This window comes from Clostridium sp. HBUAS56017, assembly GCF_007115085.1.
Classification (GTDB): Bacteria; Bacillota; Clostridia; order Clostridiales; family Clostridiaceae; genus Clostridium; species Clostridium cibarium.
This window is the reverse complement of sequence record NZ_SULK01000008.1, coordinates 54571-72536: the sequence shown is the minus strand read 5'-3', so window position 1 is coordinate 72536 and position 17966 is coordinate 54571. Positions and strand designations below refer to the sequence as shown.

The 17966-nt window shown below is 29.1% G+C and carries 14 protein-coding genes, 1 riboswitch and 1 other annotated feature; of the genes, 3 read left to right on the top strand and 11 right to left on the bottom strand.

Annotated elements, in window-relative coordinates; genetic code table 11:
* Positions 1 to 23: 23 nt before the first annotated feature.
* The 5 genes from helD to FAY47_RS08735 all read right to left on the bottom strand — a co-directional run bounded on the left by helD (position 24) and on the right by FAY47_RS08735 (position 5943).
* Positions 24 to 2309 carry an RNA polymerase recycling motor HelD gene (gene helD, locus FAY47_RS08755; protein WP_143316327.1) on the bottom strand — a complete coding sequence of 762 codons (2286 nt, stop codon included), beginning with the start codon at positions 2307 to 2309 and terminating at the stop codon, positions 24 to 26.
* Positions 2310 to 2591: 282 nt separating this feature from the next.
* On the bottom strand, positions 2592 to 3125 hold the full coding sequence (locus FAY47_RS08750) for an ECF transporter S component (RefSeq protein ID WP_143316326.1): 534 nt from the start codon (positions 3123 to 3125) through the stop codon (positions 2592 to 2594).
* 276 nt (positions 3126 to 3401) lie between these two features.
* Positions 3402 to 3857: an S-ribosylhomocysteine lyase gene (locus FAY47_RS08745; RefSeq protein WP_143316325.1), complete on the bottom strand. Its 456-nt coding sequence runs from the start codon at positions 3855 to 3857 to the stop codon at positions 3402 to 3404.
* A gap of 17 nt (positions 3858 to 3874) precedes the next feature.
* Positions 3875 to 4756: a methylenetetrahydrofolate reductase [NAD(P)H] gene (gene metF, locus FAY47_RS08740; RefSeq protein ID WP_143316324.1), complete on the bottom strand. Its 882-nt coding sequence runs from the start codon at positions 4754 to 4756 to the stop codon at positions 3875 to 3877.
* 72 nt (positions 4757 to 4828) lie between these two features.
* Positions 4829 to 4937: riboswitch (SAM riboswitch) on the bottom strand.
* A gap of 55 nt (positions 4938 to 4992) precedes the next feature.
* Positions 4993 to 5943 carry an MraY family glycosyltransferase gene (locus FAY47_RS08735; protein ID WP_143316323.1) on the bottom strand — a complete coding sequence of 317 codons (951 nt, stop codon included), beginning with the start codon at positions 5941 to 5943 and terminating at the stop codon, positions 4993 to 4995.
* A gap of 185 nt (positions 5944 to 6128) precedes the next feature.
* Positions 6129 to 6179 (top strand) — a sequence feature (sodium ion sensor (DUF1646 type); this cis-regulatory element may regulate processes involved in with the transportation of sodium ions).
* 43 nt (positions 6180 to 6222) lie between these two features.
* Here FAY47_RS08735 and FAY47_RS08730 point away from each other — a divergent pair.
* Positions 6223 to 7401 carry a cation:proton antiporter gene (locus FAY47_RS08730; protein WP_143316322.1) on the top strand — a complete coding sequence of 393 codons (1179 nt, stop codon included), beginning with the start codon at positions 6223 to 6225 and terminating at the stop codon, positions 7399 to 7401.
* A gap of 78 nt (positions 7402 to 7479) precedes the next feature.
* Here the strand turns inward: FAY47_RS08730 and FAY47_RS08725 are convergent, their stop codons facing one another.
* The 3 genes from FAY47_RS08725 to FAY47_RS08715 all read right to left on the bottom strand — a co-directional run bounded on the left by FAY47_RS08725 (position 7480) and on the right by FAY47_RS08715 (position 11135).
* Positions 7480 to 9138: a B12-binding domain-containing radical SAM protein gene (locus tag FAY47_RS08725; RefSeq protein WP_143316321.1), complete on the bottom strand. Its 1659-nt coding sequence runs from the start codon at positions 9136 to 9138 to the stop codon at positions 7480 to 7482.
* Positions 9139 to 9155: 17 nt separating this feature from the next.
* Positions 9156 to 9665, bottom strand: a complete 510-nt coding sequence (locus FAY47_RS08720; protein WP_143316320.1) for a hypothetical protein — start codon at positions 9663 to 9665, stop codon at positions 9156 to 9158.
* A gap of 186 nt (positions 9666 to 9851) precedes the next feature.
* Positions 9852 to 11135, bottom strand: coding sequence for a hypothetical protein (locus FAY47_RS08715; protein ID WP_143316319.1), 1284 nt, complete (start codon positions 11133 to 11135; stop codon positions 9852 to 9854).
* A gap of 128 nt (positions 11136 to 11263) precedes the next feature.
* Between FAY47_RS08715 and FAY47_RS08710 the strand changes: the two genes are divergently transcribed.
* Positions 11264 to 12379 carry an aminopeptidase gene (locus FAY47_RS08710; protein WP_143316318.1) on the top strand — a complete coding sequence of 372 codons (1116 nt, stop codon included), beginning with the start codon at positions 11264 to 11266 and terminating at the stop codon, positions 12377 to 12379.
* Between the two features lie 159 nt (positions 12380 to 12538).
* Positions 12539 to 14038: a stage V sporulation protein B gene (gene spoVB, locus FAY47_RS08705; RefSeq protein WP_143316317.1), complete on the top strand. Its 1500-nt coding sequence runs from the start codon at positions 12539 to 12541 to the stop codon at positions 14036 to 14038.
* A gap of 74 nt (positions 14039 to 14112) precedes the next feature.
* Here spoVB and FAY47_RS08700 read toward each other — a convergent pair whose 3' ends face one another.
* The 3 genes from FAY47_RS08700 to FAY47_RS08690 all read right to left on the bottom strand — a co-directional run bounded on the left by FAY47_RS08700 (position 14113) and on the right by FAY47_RS08690 (position 17958).
* Entirely contained in the window at positions 14113 to 15723 is a 1611-nt protein-coding gene (locus tag FAY47_RS08700) for a polysaccharide biosynthesis protein (protein ID WP_143316316.1), read from the bottom strand.
* Between the two features lie 21 nt (positions 15724 to 15744).
* Positions 15745 to 16704 carry an RluA family pseudouridine synthase gene (locus FAY47_RS08695; RefSeq protein WP_143316315.1) on the bottom strand — a complete coding sequence of 320 codons (960 nt, stop codon included), beginning with the start codon at positions 16702 to 16704 and terminating at the stop codon, positions 15745 to 15747.
* Positions 16705 to 16770: 66 nt separating this feature from the next.
* The gene (locus FAY47_RS08690; protein ID WP_143316314.1) at positions 16771 to 17958 is read right to left on the bottom strand and encodes a M20 family metallopeptidase; all 1188 of its coding nucleotides are present in this window, start codon (positions 17956 to 17958) and stop codon (positions 16771 to 16773) included.
* Positions 17959 to 17966 lie beyond the last annotated feature (8 nt).

Sequence of the window (17966 nt, the reverse complement as noted above, 5' to 3'; positions counted from 1 at the left end):
TTACAAGCTAATTGAATTGTTTTTTAACAACTTTTATTAATTAAATATGAAATTTTTTCATTTTCAATTATATACTCTAAGTGTAGAGCTCTAGTAAGAGCTACGTACAATAATCTTTCATCTAATAGATTTTCTCCATAATTTTCTTCACTTGGATTTAATATAATCGTACAATCAAATTCTAACCCTTTAGTTATATATGAAGGTAATATTATTAATTCTTCAGAAACTTCTTTCTCTTTACCTTTAATTAATTGGAATTTATATTTGCTCTTCTTTTTAAGATATTGGGATAATTCTAACGCCTCTTCGCTATTTTTAGTTATAATCGCAACTGTATTTTTTCCTTTTTCTTTCACTTCGTCTATTATACTATCTAGAACACTTGCATATTCTTCTTCAGAATCAACTTTTATTGTCTTAGGTTTTTCTCCATGTCTCAGAACTGGTTTTGCATTCTTGAGCCCTAAGTTTTGCGCGAGTAATGCTTTTTCAGCAAAATCAATTATTTCAACAGTAGATCTATAACTTTGTGTTAATTGTATATATGTAGCTTCTCCATTAAATAAACCTTTAGTTATATCTTCCCAAGTCTTTACTCCCTTATAATAATATATTCCTTGAGCTAAATCTCCAACTAAAGTTAAAGAATTTCCCTTTGAAAGTTTATTAACAAGAAAAATTTGAAACGGACTATAGTCTTGTGCCTCATCAACTACAATATGCTTGAATTTCTCCTTTTCCTCTATACCTTCTAATAAAACTCTTATATATAAAAGGGCTGCTAAATCATCTTCATCAATTATATTCTTTTCATAATTTGAATTAAACTCTCCTCTCATATAGTCTGCCAAAATTTCAGGAATTTTATCATCCGTTGCTATACTAAATAATTCTTCATCATTGAAAAAATTATAATAAATATCTTTTGAACTTATTCCTCTCCAATTTTTAAAATATAAATTAAATTCTTTTTTCAAATTTTTATTTATATTATCTTTTATAGCATCCCTTGCATCATATATTGCTATAAGTTTTTTTCTTCTCTCCTCAGAATCTTCTAATTCAGCCTTTACATCTTTAATTTTAAAATTCCATTCTGTATCTATTTTATTTAAGATTTGAGCTAATCTTTCCCTTATTTTAAGATTAAGATATCTTTTTATTTCATCTTTTCTCTTATTTATTGGGTATGACTTTAAATCTTTAAGATACAATCTAATTATCTCTTTTTTACTAAAGATTACTTCCCCTTCAATTGTAATGTCATGTATATCTAGCGCTCTACTTTCAACAAGTGCAATATATCTATCTATCATGGTTTTGTAAACCAAAGTTCCCTTAACCTTACTAGAATTAACTATTAATTTACGTTTTTCTTCATTTTTTTCTTCTAATATACTTTTCAACTTTTCATCTTTGTTATATATTTTCCCATTCATTTTAAGCTTAGATAGTACCAAGTCTTCAAAAGTATTTTGCTTAACCTTATCAGCACCTAAACTTGGTAAAATATCTGAAATATAATCCAAAAAAAGTTTATTTGGAGCTAATACTAAGATATCTTCTCCCTGCATAGTTTCTCTATATCTATAAATTAAATATGCAAGTCTATGAAGTGCAATTGTTGTTTTACCAGAACCTGCTGATCCCTGAACTATAATAGGCAGATTTTTAGGCCATCTTATAATGTCATTTTGTTCTTTTTGTATAGTTGCAACTACTTCCTTAAGCTTCTTCCCCCTACTCTCTTCTAAGTTAACTTTAAGAAACTCGTCGACAAGTTCTGTGCCCTCCTCCCCATTTATCATAAGTTCGTTTAAACCTTCATCAAAAAGTTCTTTTATTTTTCCATCTTCAAATAGAAACTTTCTTTTTAGATTAAGCTCTCCTTCAATAATTCCAGCTGGTGCTTTATAGAAAGCTTCTCCACCTGTTCCACTATAATAAAGGTCAGCAACAGGTGCTCTCCAGTCTACAACTACCTCTTCACCTTTTTTTATATTACTAATACCTTTTTTACCTATATATATGCTTTCCCCAAGTCCTCTATATTCCCTAAAGTCAACTCTTCCAAAGTAAGGTTCTTCTAATGCATCTTCGTAGCTGTTTATTTCTCTTGTTAAAACTTCATAAATCTTTTCGGTAGTTTCTTTTTCCTCACTATAACTTCCCTTAGCTTCTTTACTCAAAGCTTTAACTCTCTTCTCTATATCTTTTATATTTGATTTTTTTTCTTCAATTTCTTCTTTAATTAACTTTCTTTTTTTTAGAAGAACTTCATTTTCCTCTTTCATATTTTTATTCATAACTTACCTCAATATTTATTTTTTTGTGTTTCATATTGTAATTTTTTTACTTTTACACAAATACTTATTATATTTGTTTTAAACATAACTAATTTAAAATTATAATATAAAAATATCGCAAATTCAATTTTGAATATTACGATATTCCTAAGCAATTGCTTTTGCATTCATCATAGCTTCTATCCTATAAAAAAATTTACAACAAGGTCATCATACCATATTTTGTATATAAAAATAAAGCCATGTATAAAATCTTATTCATGACTTTACTTGAAAAATATTTTAAGTTAATTGCTTTGTTATAACTTCATTAAAAGTATTATAAATGCTTTTTCTTCTAGCCTTAGCAATTGCCTTTACAATAGCATAAGCAATTGTACTATCAACAGCATGATGTATAATTGTCCCTACACACACTACTACTAGTAATTGATAAACATTAAACCCTACAAAAGGTATAACTACTAAAGCTTCCCCTATACCATGAATCGGAGCTGTAAATATTGATGCCTTAACATAACTTCTACTTCTCTTTATTATTATTGCACCAACAAGCCCTACCAAAATGTGTATCGCCGCTCTAAAAACTATAGGCATTGGTAATCCTGTGAATAGAAAACCAACAACTGATCCTACACCTACTACAACTGCTACCATAGGTGAAACTAACATTGCAATAAACATTGGTACATGAGAAGCCACAGTTGCGCTAAATGGTGGAATTATTACCCTTAAAAATGAAAACTGCACTGGAATTATTATAGCTAACGCTGTCAATAAAGCTGCATATATCATTTCTTTTGTTCTACTATTCATATATTCATCACCTCATTAATGTATATACACCAGTATACTTTATCTTGCCCCTTATGTAAACACCTTTAACTTATCCATTTTACACCAATACTTTCTTTTAATTATTAACCTAATTATTACAGGTACTGATTTCCCAGGAAATAAATTTTTTCTATTTTCTTCGATAGTTTCATCAATTAAATTTTCAAAAAACTTATCAATATTTTGTTCTTTATAGCATAAATACCTAAGGACTTCGCCCTTAGGTATTTATAGTTTCTTAATTTTAAATAGTTTTTATTCACCAAATATGTTTAAAGAAAAACCTCTATCTAATGCTTCTTTTACATATTCCTTAGCTCCAAATAGTGATAAATCTCTGTAATTTCCACATTGTATATCATTTGCTGCTGGAATCTCTTTAGCCTTTAAAACTTCCTTTAAAGAACTTTCTAATGCTTCTTTAATTTCAGCAGCCTCCCTATCTCCCCATATACTTAAATAGAATCCTGTTCTACATCCCATTGGAGATAAATCAATTATTCCATCTAATCTTCCTCTAAGTTCATGTGCTAATAAATGTTCAAGTCCATGCATGGCTGCTGTTCCAAAAGCTTCTTTATTAGGTTGAAGGAATCTTAAATCAAATTTTGTAACTTTGTCCCCTTTTGGTCCATCTAATAAACAACACTTTCTTATATAAGGTGCTTTTACCTTTCTGTGATCTAATTCAAAACTTTCTACTTTTTCCATTTTTACATTCTCCTATCTTAATAAACTTTATTTTCTGTAGCTAAAATAGTTTCAATACTTCCACTAATCTTTTTGGCTAAATATGAATTATTCATAACATATAGATGTATTCCATCAACTCCAGTAGATATAAGATCTACGATTTGCTCTACTGCGTATGCTATTCCAGCCTCTCTTAAAGCTTCTGGATTATATTCATATTTATCCATGATTTTAGTGAACTTCTTTGGGAGTGATGCTCCACTTAATGAAACCATTCTCTCTATTTGCTTTTTATTTGTAACTGGCATAATTCCAGCTTCAATTGGTATTTTTATATTTGCAGCTTTTACTTTATTAAGAAAATCATAATATAAGTTATTATCAAAAAATAACTGAGAAATAAAATAAGCGGCCCCAGCTTCTTCTTTTCTCTTCATATTTTCAATTTCTTTTAGCATACCTTTATTTTCAATATGCCCTTCTGGATAACAAGCTGCTGCAATATTAAAATCATTGTATTTGTTAATGTTTTTAATAATTTCTGAAGCATATTTAAATTCTCCCTTCATTTGTCCATCAGCTGGTATATCTCCTCTTAATGCAAGTACATTTTCGATATTATTATTCTTCAGGGAATTTAAATAGTACTCTATATCTTCTTTAGATGAATTAATACAAGTTAAATGCGCTACAGCTTCTATACCATATTTATTCTTTACCAATGAAGATAATTCTATCGTTTTATTATCAGTTATACTTCCTCCAGCACCATATGTAACACTAATATAGTCTGGATTCAATCCCTTTAACTCTTCTAATGTTCTATAAATAGTCTCAACCGATGATGTCGTTTTAGGAGGAAATATTTCAAAAGAAAAAACAGTTTTTTTATTTTCAAATATTTCGCCTATCTTCATATAAATGCCCCCTTTAATAAAAAATACCTAAAGGTTATCCTTTAGGTATAATAAATTTCTACACTATAATAACCCTTATCTTTCAGCTTTGCTGCAGGATTTAGCACCATCATACACATATTACATATATATTGGTTGCCGGGTTTCACTGGGCCAGTCCCTCCACCTCTCATGATAAGATAAATATTAATTTATAGTTATTATAATATACTATTTATACACTTTTGTAAATATAATTATTTTTTTATCAACAGTAGCAATATAGATAATCCACTGCATATAAAACTTATTGCTAGTATAAGTGTAACTATTTGATTTATACTAAGTCCTCTTTCCTCTAGTCTAAAATGCATTTGACTTCTATCAGCTTGATATACAGGTTTTCCTTCACGGAATCTTTTAAATATGACAAATAAATTGTCAAATATAGGAACTGCCAATGCCAATATTGGCAAAAACAAACTTAAAACAGTAGCTTGCTTAAAAGCACCATCAATAGCTATAATACTTAATAGAAACCCTATAAGATTAGCACCAGAATCCCCCATAAATATTCTTGCTGGATGCCTATTGTAAACTAAGAATCCTAAAATTGCTCCTGCCAGTATAATTGAAAATTGAGCTGATACTCCTTGTCCAAGTATTATTGCAGCAAAAAAGAATGTAACCGAAGAAATTAATGATATTCCTCCTGCTAATCCATCCATACCATCTGACCAATTTATTACCGTAGTAACGCCAAATATCCATGTAATAGTTAATAAAAATTGTATAGTTCTCGATAGCAATATATATTCCCCTGAAAATGGATTTCTAAATCCCTCAAAAACTATACCAGCTTTAAATACTAAAACTGCAGCTAAAACCTGAATTATTAATCTTGGATATATAGGAAATTCTCTCCCTTTAGTTTTAAAATAATCATCTACTACACCAATTAAAAATATTAATGTTGCTGAAATAAATATCCATAGTTCTTCATGTCTATCATCATTAATTGTTAAAAAATATACTATAAAAAAACCTATATAAATCCCAAGTCCACCACAAAGTGGTATTGGTCCTCTATGCTTTTTTCGCTCAGTTGGCTTATCTGTAAATTCCAATTTATGAGCCACCTTCATTATAGGTGGAGTAATTAAGAAAACAATTAAGAAAGTACTTATCAGCGTTATTAAATATTGCATATTAAATCTACTCCTTAAACTTATCTGTCCTTTTTCTTTTATTGTCCTATATGAATTATACTATTATCGACTTTTTTTAGCAATTACAAAAATATTAAAATGCATCTATATTGGCAAAACATCTACAAATATGTTATTATATCAAAAGAAGATTTTAGTAGCAAAACATTATATTTTTATTTTACGGTTGAACATTTTTTTGATTCAAGATAATCTGACTTTCAGGGTGGGAAGTCCTTAGGGACTTTCTGCCTTTTTTTATTTTAATGGAGGTGTATTATGGAAAAAACTTTACTGAGTATTGTCTTAATTCTTATATTTACAAAATTAGGAGGTATAATAAGTAAAAAATTAAAAATGCCTGAAGTTTTGGGTGCCTTAATTGCAGGCGTAATACTAGGTCCTGTTGTATTAAACCTTATACATTACGATGATAATATTAAACTTCTTTCAAACCTTGGAGTTATCATCCTTATGTTTCTTGCAGGACTTGAGACCAATGTAAAAGAATTAAAAGAAGCTGGCTTATCTTCATTTATAATTGCAATAGCAGGTATACTACTTCCTCTTTTTCTAGGAACTTTAGGTGCATCTTTATTTTTTGATAACTTATTAGAAAATATATTTATAGGAGTTATATTAACTGCCACAAGTGTAAGCATAACAGTAGAAACTCTTAAAGAGCTTGGTAAACTTAATACGAAAGCAGGTATAAATATCCTGGGAGCAGCGGTAATAGACGATATTTTAGGCCTTATACTTATATCTATAGTTCTTGCATTTGCACAAACTTCTGGCTCAAATTGGGGGGCTTCAACCTCTTTACCGATTATATATGTTTTTGTAAAAATAATTCTATTCTGTTTATTTTCTATAATTGGAATAGCTTATTTACCAAAACTTATTAACAAATTTGCTAAACAGATAAAACCCGGTAGAGAACTTCTTACATTTTCTCTAGCCTTTGCCATACTAGTAGCATATATTGCAGAAAGTCTAGGTATAGCAGCCATTACTGGAGCTTATATATGTGGTCTTATGCTTTCATCCCTTGAACACAAAGAATATTTAACAAGAAATGTTAAAGCAATTTCTTCAGGATTTTTATCTCTCATATTCTTTGCAAGTGTTGGGATTGAAGCAAACTTAAAAGGAATAAATCTCGAGGTAATCTATATTACTCTAGTCATGTTTATTGTAGCAATAATAGGAAAATTAGTAGGATGTAGTGGCGCTGCAAGACTTCTAAAGATGCCAAGAAGCGAATCCATACAAATTGGAGTTGGAATGATTTCAAGAGGAGAAGTTGCTATAATTACAGCTAATATAGGTCTTCAAAAAGGTTTAATTTCTGAAGAAGTATTTCTTCCTACTTTAATAGTTGTAATATTAACAACAATTATAACACCTATTCTGCTTAAATTAGCATTTTCTCATAAAATAGAAAAGAACATTTAAGCATGATAAAAATATGTTAGTAGTATTATTATATAAAAACAAAAGTTGTTCCTAGAAAATGAGAACAACTTTTATTTTTTATAATATTTTAATTAATTCACCATTATTACCTACCAAATAATAAGTATCTTTATTAATTACTATTCCTTTTTTTATATATTCTTCTATATCGATAGAAAACTTTTCTATGCTATATTCTCTAAAGGCATACCTATCCCTATATTTATTTTTTATCTTTTCTTCTTCTCCCTTGTCTATTTTAACTTTTAAAAACTCTGGAATTCCTCTCTTTTTGTTAAAAGAAAGATAATCATATCTTATTATATCTTTTAATACTTCTTCACTAGAATTTAGAATTTCGTTATTAAAATCTATAAAAACTTTATAATACTCTGAATTTCCTATATTTCTATTAAAGTAACCTTTCTTTTCAAAATGCTCTCCAAGTTCATAGAAAAATTTAAATGCTGTATCAAACTTAGGGTAGAAATAATTAAGTATATTATTAAATTTCTGACTATTATAATATTTATCTACAACAGCTTCTACTTTCTTAAGTATTAATATTTCTTTATATGAAATCTTATCTGTTTTTAATATTTCATAAGGTGGATAAGGTGAGTATACCATTCCATACTTGTCACTTTCTTCTCTCATGGAAGATCCTTTTAATAACTTCAAAAAACCCAATTGTATTTCTTCTGGTTTTATACTATGTACATCATTGAATGATTTTATAAAAGATTCTAAGTTTTCCCCTGGAAGTCCTGCAATTAAATCTAGATGCTGTTTTATATTTCTAATAGATAATAACTCAATTACTTTTTCTTTAATGTCACTAAAATTTACAAATCTATTTATATTTCTTAAAACTTCATCATTTGTTGTTTGAACTCCAACCTCAAATTGAAATCTTCCATCTGGAGCATTTCTTAATAAATCAATTTCTTCTTGTTTCAATATATCCGCAGAAATCTCAAAGTGAAATTGGGTACTTGTATCTGCTTTAATTAAAAAATCCCATATAGCCATAGAATATTTATGATTGCAGTTAAACGTTCTATCAACAAATTTAACTAATCTTACCTTCTTATCTATAAAGTATTGAAGTTCTTTAAGTACTCTATCTATAGAATGAAATCTAACTCCATGACTGGTGGAAGATAAACAATATTTGCAATTAAATGGACATCCCCTACTTCCTTCATAATATACAATCTTATTATTTAGATCTTCATCTTCCTCATATGGAAAAACTACTTCATCGAACGTCATGAGGGGTCTGGTACCATTAGAAAAAACTTCTCCATTATTTTTGTAATGAAGACCCTTAATATCTTCTACCTTCCTATTTGCTAATTTATATTCAATAAACTCTCTATATGTCCTCTCTCCCTCTCCTTCAATTACATAATCCCCAATATGTTCCTTTAGGAATACTCTGCTGTCATAGGATACCTCTGGTCCACCATATAATATTTCTATTTTAGGATTTACGCTCTTAATTAAATTTGCTAAACGAGTAGCCATCTCTACATTCCAAATATATGTAGAGATGGCTACTACATCAGCATCCTCTTCAATAATCTCTTTTAATATATGCTCTTCCCTGTCATTTATAGAAAATTCTCTTATTTTACAGTCATATTCCAAATCTTTTGTAAATGAATTTAAATATCTAACTGCTAAGTTACTATGAACAAACTTAGAATTTATAGCTGTAAGTAATACCTTCATCTCTTTTCATCCTTCCTCTACGTTAATTTCTTTTTCTTTACTGCTTTAATAAAGAAAATATCTTCCCAAAGTTTAGTTTCTTCTATTTCAGAATATTTTTCAAGAATTTTTTTTATTTCCTCAAATTTACAAGTTATTAAAGGGTTATAATTTTTAAGAACCACTTCCTTTACACTTCCATTTGGCAAAACAGCATTTACATTATAATCACAAAAACCTCCACGCTCTTTATTAATATCCCAAATATAAATTACCCCTTCCTCCTTTAAATACCCACAAATCTCCTTTATTAAGCTTTCCTTTTTTCTTCCACCTAATATATTATTTAAATTAAAAAAGAATGTACATGCATCGTATGTTCTTCTATTTAAAATTTTTCTACTATCAAGATCAACATAATCAACTGATACTTCTTCTTCTGCATCCTTTGATATATTATATATTATTCCTGAGTTCTCCCTTGAAACATCTAATATATCCCCTTCAATATGAACATTATTTAAATTGATTAATATTTTCTTTCCCATAATATCACCTCCACCTCTATATTAACATATTTTACCAACTACTGAAAATATAATAAATTTATCTACCATAAAAAAACTGCCCAATCACATAAAGCAGGCAGTTTTTCTATAATATTTACTTTCTATAATATTTACTTTCTATATATTCAACTTACAATTAGTTAACTTCTTCATAAATTTACTTTTCTAAAAATACTTTTTATTTTCTTTTTTCATCCACTTCAAAACAATTATACATAGTAAAATAAATGAAAGCATAAACACAAATATCCAAATCTCTAAAGGTAGCTTAAACCCTAATAAACCCTCCTTTTCATGGATACTATAGATACATCCTGTTACACTATCAAGTATTAAAAATCCATCCTTATTATAAATTATATCTTCAATTTTACTTTTTTCATTTAGCTTTAAAATTTTACAGTATACTCCACTTGGACTTAATGCCGAAAGAACCTCTTCATCTCTATCCCAAAATAAATAACTGTCTTTATCTAAAAGCTTTCCATTAATATCTATAGATAATTCTCTTAAAGAATCAACAGTTTCATGCTGGTATAGAGGAGATTCAACTACCTTACTTGGAGGATCTTTAAGTAAAGCTTTAACTAATTCATTCCCTTTAAACCGTGGTGAAGTTATAGGATCCCCTCCACTAAAATCAGGCCACCCATACCATTTACCTCTTGCTATTTTGTAGATGTAATCTTTGTCTCTATTTACAGGTCTTAAGCCTTCATTTTTAAATCCTGAAAATATTGCAATTATATTTCCCTTGCTATCTAAATCCATCCCTGTTATTCCTCTAATACCACTTGCATATAAACTACTTCCTTTCTTTTTTAACCCGAAGGAATATAAGCAAGCATTTCCAAATGAAGACCTCTGTATTTTTTCCCCTTCCTCACTTTTTTCTCCAGCTCTTTTGAAAGCTCCTGTCTTTAGGTTACCGTAGTTGACACCTGTTAATGTTATATCTATAGGACTTAAGTCAACTTTATCTCCTTCTGATATTCCAGAATTAGTTACAGCCCCCACTGATAATAGCAAATTATTTTTGCTTAAAAGTAACTTTCTACTAATATTATTCCCACTCTCAGGAATACCACTGTACAATGTATTAACTTTTCCATCATCTAAAGAAAAACTTTGAATACTATCCTTTGATATAAATATAATCTTATCATTATAAAAAACTATATCCTCTATCGACATATCCTTATTTTTATATAAAACTTTTTCTTTCCCTTCACTATCTATAGACTTTATATAATCATTATATGCAACATATATATTTCCTTTATCATCAGTTGCTATAGCTTTTGCTTTTTCACAACTTTTAGTTATTACCTTACAATCTATATCATCTTTTAATATATTTAAACTATATTTTCTTGATACCTTAACTACTGCAAAAGATGTAGTCACTATCAAAATAATAATTATACTAAACTTAAAAAATCTCTTCATAGCACTCCCCCATTTAATCCCTTCTCTAATTTATATTTATTTAGCCTTAAATTATTACCCTCTTATTGAAAATTCTAGACATAATGCTATACTATAACTAATTAAGAAATCCAAGGAGGACAAATTATATGAAAGACCCTAGATATGCTACATTAGCTAAAAATCTAATAAATTATTCATGTCAATTAAAAGAAGGAGAAAAAGTTTTAATAGAAGGAATTGGAGAATGTAAGCCTTTAATTAAGGAACTAGTTAAAGAAGCTTACAAAGCAAAGGCAATTCCACTAGTTACTTTAAAAGATAAAGAAATTGATCGCGAATTACTTATGAACGCAACACAAGAACAACTTGAACTTATGGCTAAATATGAAGTAGAAAGAATGAAAGATATGGATGCTTACATAGGCATTAGAGCTGGTAATAACGCATCTGAAACTGCTGATGTTCCAGCAGAAAAGATTTCATTATATAGCAAATATTTTGCAAATCCTGTTCACATGAAAATTAGAGTTCCAAATACAAAATGGGTTATATTAAGATATCCAAATTACTCTACAGCTCAAGCTGCTAATATGAGTACAGAATCTTTTGAAGATTATTATTTCAATGTATGTAACCTTGATTATTCAAAGATGTCTACAGCTATGGATAATCTAGTGGAATTAATGGAAAAAACCGATAAAGTTAGATTAACTGCTGAAAACACAGATATTACTTTCTCAATTAAAGGAATACCAACTATAAAATGTGCTGGAGAAATGAACATTCCTGATGGCGAAGTATATTCTGCACCAGTTAAAGATTCTGTAAATGGTACTATAAGTTACAATACACCATCTCTTCGTGATGGATTTACTTATGAAAACATAAAACTTACTTTCAAAGATGGTAAGATCATTGAAGCAACTGCTAATGATACTGAAAGAATTAATAATGTATTTGATATAGATGAAGGTGCTAGGTATGTAGGTGAATTTGCTATAGGAGTTAATCCATTTATATTAGAACCTATGAAAGATACTTTATTTGACGAAAAGATAACTGGTTCGATCCATTTCACACCAGGCAGTTCTTATGATGATGCATTTAATGGAAATAAATCAGCCCTTCACTGGGATTTAGTTCTAATTCAAAGAGCTGACTACGGCGGTGGAGAAATTTATTTTGATGACGTACTAATAAGAAAAGATGGTCTATTTGTTCTAGATGAATTAAAATGTTTAAACCCAGAGAATCTAATATAGTTTTCCAATAAAATATTGGCTTAATTGAAATTTAAGGGTAATACTTAAATTTCAATTAAGCCTTTTTAACATATCTATAATTATATAATCCATTATTTTTAGTCTATTTATCCCTCTTCTTGAATATGATTTATTGTAATTTAAAGGAGTGAACAAACTTTGGATAAAGACAATTTTTTTAAGAATTCATTTTTACTGACAGCTTCTAATATAACAACGGGAGTTATAGGTTTCATTTTCTCAATATATCTTTCACATGTATTAGGTCCTGAAGGTATGGGATTATATAATTTAGTTATGCCAATTTACAATTTATTTATTTGTATGATGTCTGCTGGAATATCAGCTTCTATATCAAAAATTTCTGCTGTATATGTTGAAAAAAATGAAAATAATAATTTAATACGAACAATGAAAACTGTAGCTGTATTTAATATAATATGGGCAATATTTATTGGAATAATGGTTTTTGCCTTCGCTCCCATAATTGGAGAATACGGAATAAGTGATAATAGAACTATTGATGCTATTAGAGTAACTTGTCCTGCTATGGTATTTATCGCTCTTTCTAATATATTAAAGGGATATTTTTGGGGTACTTCCAAAATTACTATCCCTGCAGCAATAGATATTTTAGAAAAAGCTTTAAGAATACTTACCGTAGCCATTTTAATATTTCTATTTCAAGCTAAAAGCATGACTTTACTAGTAACACTTTGTTATATAGCCCTTTGTCTTGGAGAACTTCAAAGCTTAATTTTACTCTATATTTATTATAGACATTGTGTAAAGAAGATGGTTCCAACCTATGAAAAGTCTGAACGAAGATCTCAATTACTATTTAATGTACTTATAATTTGTTTGCCATTAACTTTAAACGGCTTTCTAAGCAATATTTTTAATACATTATCTACGTTAATTATTCCAAGGTGTTTATCCCATGCTGGTTTCACTCATGTTGAAGCACTTTCTATGATTGGAAAATTTACAGGGATGGCTATGATGATTGTTGGAATACCCTTAGTGGTAATTAGTTCCATAAATACTCTATTAATTCCTGATCTTTCTCAAACCTTAAGCAAAGGTAATTATTATGACGCTTCAATAAGAATAAGAAAAGTTATAAAGATAGCCTTTATACTTGGACTAGCTACCACTATAATATGTTTATTAATCCCTGATTCCTTAGGAAAGATTCTTTATCAAAGAGATGACTTAGGTAACTATATTAAATATGCAGGTATATCTGCACCTGCATTTTTCACTTCAATAACTATGTTTGGAATATTAAATGGAATAAATAAACAGATGATTATACTTAGAAATTCACTTATAGTAGCTGTACTAGAATTAATAGGATTATTCATATTTACATCTATCCCTAGTATAAACATATACGGCTACACAATTACTTTATTATTAACTTCTTTAGTTAGTCTTATAATTAATCTTTATGAAGTAAAAAAATCCATAGAAATAAATCTATCTATAACAAATGCGGTTATTTATTGTTTATTAACTCTACTATTTTATTTAGTACTAAATTTTCTAATTAAAAGTGTAATAGGCCCATTAAGTGTACTTAAAACCATAATCATAATAATTTTAACTTTTGGTATTTTCTCTTTTCTTGGAACCTTCGGAGAAGAAAACTCTTAAAAAATATCTAATTTATTATATATTAAAGGGCACATTTCGCCTTACTCTATACGAAATGAGCCCTTTTTCTAATTCTATCTTAACTTTATTCTCATAAACCTTGGAATGACCTTAAGTATTTTAGGTGAAACACCTTCTATATCTCTCTTTGTTATTCCTCCCATAAGAATAATTAAATAAATATAAACAAAACTTCCCACAGATACTAATATCACTGTTATTGGAATTGCCGTAATTCTTGTTAAATCCACAAACCTGTATATAAAACTAAGTGGCATTTTAAGAATATATATAGCTATTGCCATAGCAGCTGATGCTACTATTGGCTTGATAGTTAATCTTAATATTGGCATCCTCATCATCATTGTAGAACATATCTTTTTATGATTTAATACTGCAGGTATTAGATGCCACAAACAGTTACCTATTATTACTCCATATATATTTATTTTTGGAATTCCAACTAATAGAAAGTTAACTATTATCTTCACAACAATTCCTAAACAAAATGTTTTTAAAACATAGTATAACTTATTAATTCCCTGAAGCACTGTACTTTGTATCTGCGTCATTGACATAAGTACAAGTACTATAGAACCATACATCATAATATCTGATCCATTGCTATTACCATATAACGATGTATATACTTCTGTACTAAGCATAGATAATCCTACTGCTGATGGAATAGCTATCATAAATGCCATTTTAAAAGCATAGCTTATCTTTCTTTTAGCTTCCTTCCGCTCTTTTAGCACGATAGATTTTGCTATAGATGGCAATACGGTTGTCCCTATTGCAGTAATTATTACTAACGGAACACCATATAATGTTTTATATTGACTTAACTGTCCATATAAAATATTAGCTCCCTCTTCTGTAAAACCAGCAACACCTAATCTAGAAGATACATTAAGCATATCCACTACTCCTCCAAAATTTTGAAGGCCTGCACTAAGTGTAATTGGAATAGAATATTTTATTACCTTAGATAAAATTCTTCTATTTCTAATTTTCCTATTTGGAATTCTACTTTCTAAAGCTTCTTCCTTATACCCTTTCTTATCATAACAATAAATTACATAAAAACATGCAAATAAAGCTCCAACTGACGTACCTATTTGTGCTCCTGCATTACCCAATTCTATACTGCTTTGAACTAATATAAATGCACATAACAAGCTAATAAACACATTCAAAAATTGTTCAAAAATTTGAGATACAGCTATTGGAGTCATATCATTCTTTCCTTGCATAAACCCTCTAAAAACAGCAAGTAAAGAAGTAATTAATATACAAGGGCCTAGTGCCATTATTCCAATTTTAGACTGAGGGGATTTTGCCACAACACTTAGCATCCCTGCTGAGAATATCATAGCCACTCCAAGTATAGCTCCAAGTACTGCATAGAACCTACTTGCAACCTTAAGTACTTTTACAGCGCCCTTAGGATTTTGTAAAGCCGTATATTCTGCTACAACCTTAGCTACTGCTGGTTGTGCTCCCATACAACTTAATGCATATACAAATAAAAACACTTCTGTTGTCTTTGCATACGCTCCATATCCTACAGGTCCAAGTATTGATACTAAAAACGGTGTATAAAATACAGACATTACCTTTGCAATAATTCCAGCAAAAGAAAGAATAAACATCCCTTTAGCCGCTGAAGCTTTTTCGTTCATACTAATCTCCTATCTCTCTAATTAAAATTTAAAAACATCCTGTTTTATCTTTTTAAATATAGGAGGTAATGATTCCGCAATAGTTTTATTCTTTAAGTAGTTTAATTTACCGCCTACTTCTCTAAATATAAGCTTATACGCATAAAGGTATTGATAATCTAATCCAAATTTATTTCTAAAAGATGAATTTAATTTATTATCTCCATATTTTGTATCACCAATAAGTGGATTTCCTAAGTGAGACAAATGAGCTCTTATCTGGTGGCTCCTTCCTGTAATTAAATGTATTTCTAAGAAAGATATAAGCCCATTACTTTGAATATTCTTAACTTCCATAGCAATTTCTTTTGAATTTGGAACCTTCTTTTCAAATATTCTAGAAATATTTGATTCTTCATTTTTTAATATGTATCCTTTATATAATCCATCTTTTACTCTACCTTTAACCAAGGTATTATAATATTTTTCAACTTCTCCTTCTCTAATTGCTTCATTTAAAACTCTTAAAGCTTCGAAATTTTTCCCAAAAATAACTATACCTGACGTATTTCTATCAAGCCTATTGCATGGTGCTGGAGTAAAAGTTATCTCATTTTCAGGAACATAATCTCCCTTAGCATTTAAATATGAAAGAACATAATCTGTTAGTGTTGCTTCTTTTTTACTACTATCTGGATGAACTAATACTCCTGGCCACTTTTCTACTATAAGTAAATTATCGTCTTCATATGTAATCTTTAATCCACTTGAGTCAACCTTAATAAAGTTTTCCTTAGTTTCCTTCTTTGTTTTTATATATCGTATTTCTACTACATCATTTTCTTGTAGTGAATATTTTTCTTTTTCTTTTTTACCATTAACTCTTACATCACCTTTTCTTAAAGCTTTAAATATTGCACTTAATGGCACATCCTTAAGAAGCTTTCTTAGAAATTTATCTAATCTTTGTCCTGCTTCATTTGATCCTATTTCTATTTTCAAAGTATAATCAACTCCTAGTCTTATCCTTCTGTTTATAAATCCTCATTATATTAGAGTAATATTAAATCACATTGTTGTCAAATATTTGTACGCAATGTCACATTGAAGTGCTACACCTAAGGATAATGCATCTTCATCTATGTCAAAAAGACTGCTATGAGCTGGTTTGTCTGTCTTTTTAACAACATTTTTAGTTCCTAAAAAATAAAAGGCTGCTGGTCTTTCATTTGCAAAATAAGCAAAGCTTTCAACTCCCATACTTGGATTTTTTTGCTCTACTAAATTGTCTTCACCTAAAATATCCTTAGCTGCCTTTCTTACTCTATCTAATACTTTTTCATCATTATATAAACATGGATAGCTTTCTTCTATCATTATTTCTGCATGAGCTCTAAAACCCTTGCATACATTATCTATTAACTCTTTAAATCTTTTAACCATATACTCTCTATCTTCTTTTGTAAGAGTTCTAATAATTCCAGTCATAACTACCTCTTCTGGAATTACATTTTGAGCACTTCCTCCATGAATACTTCCAACAGTTATTACTGATGGGTTTAATGGAGATATTTCTCTACTTACTAAAGTTTGAAGATTTAATATTATTGTCGATGCTATAACTATTGGATCTACTGTAATATGTGGCGAAGCTCCATGTCCGCCACTTCCAATTATATTTACTATAAATGGATTAGATGCTGCATGAACTACTCCATTTTTCACTCTTATTTTTCCACAATCTAAATCCTCTGTAACATGCAGCCCTACTAAACAATCAACATTAGGGTTATCCAAAACACCTTCTTTAATCATAATAGGTGCGCCTCCTGTAGTTTCCTCTGCAGGTTCAAATAAAAGTTTTACATTTCCTGAGAACTTCTTTTTGTATTTATTTAAAATCTTTGCTGCCCCAAGTAATATCGTTGTATGTGCATCATGTCCACAAGCATGCATTTTTCCTGAAACCTTAGAACTATAGACTACTCCCTTTTTATCTTGAATTGGCAATGCATCCATATCAGCTCTAAGTGCTATAGTTTTATTATTATCTCCAACCTTCTCACCTTCTATAACTGCACAAACTCCAGTACCTGCAACCGATATAAAAGGAATCTTTTCATTAGATAAAAACTTCTTTATCATCTTAGAAGTTCTCTCTTCTTCAAACCCTAACTCAGGATGCATATGAATATCTCTTCTAATAGTAACAAGTTCGTCTTTGATATTATTTGCTTCATTTAAAAAATTAATCAAATAACTTG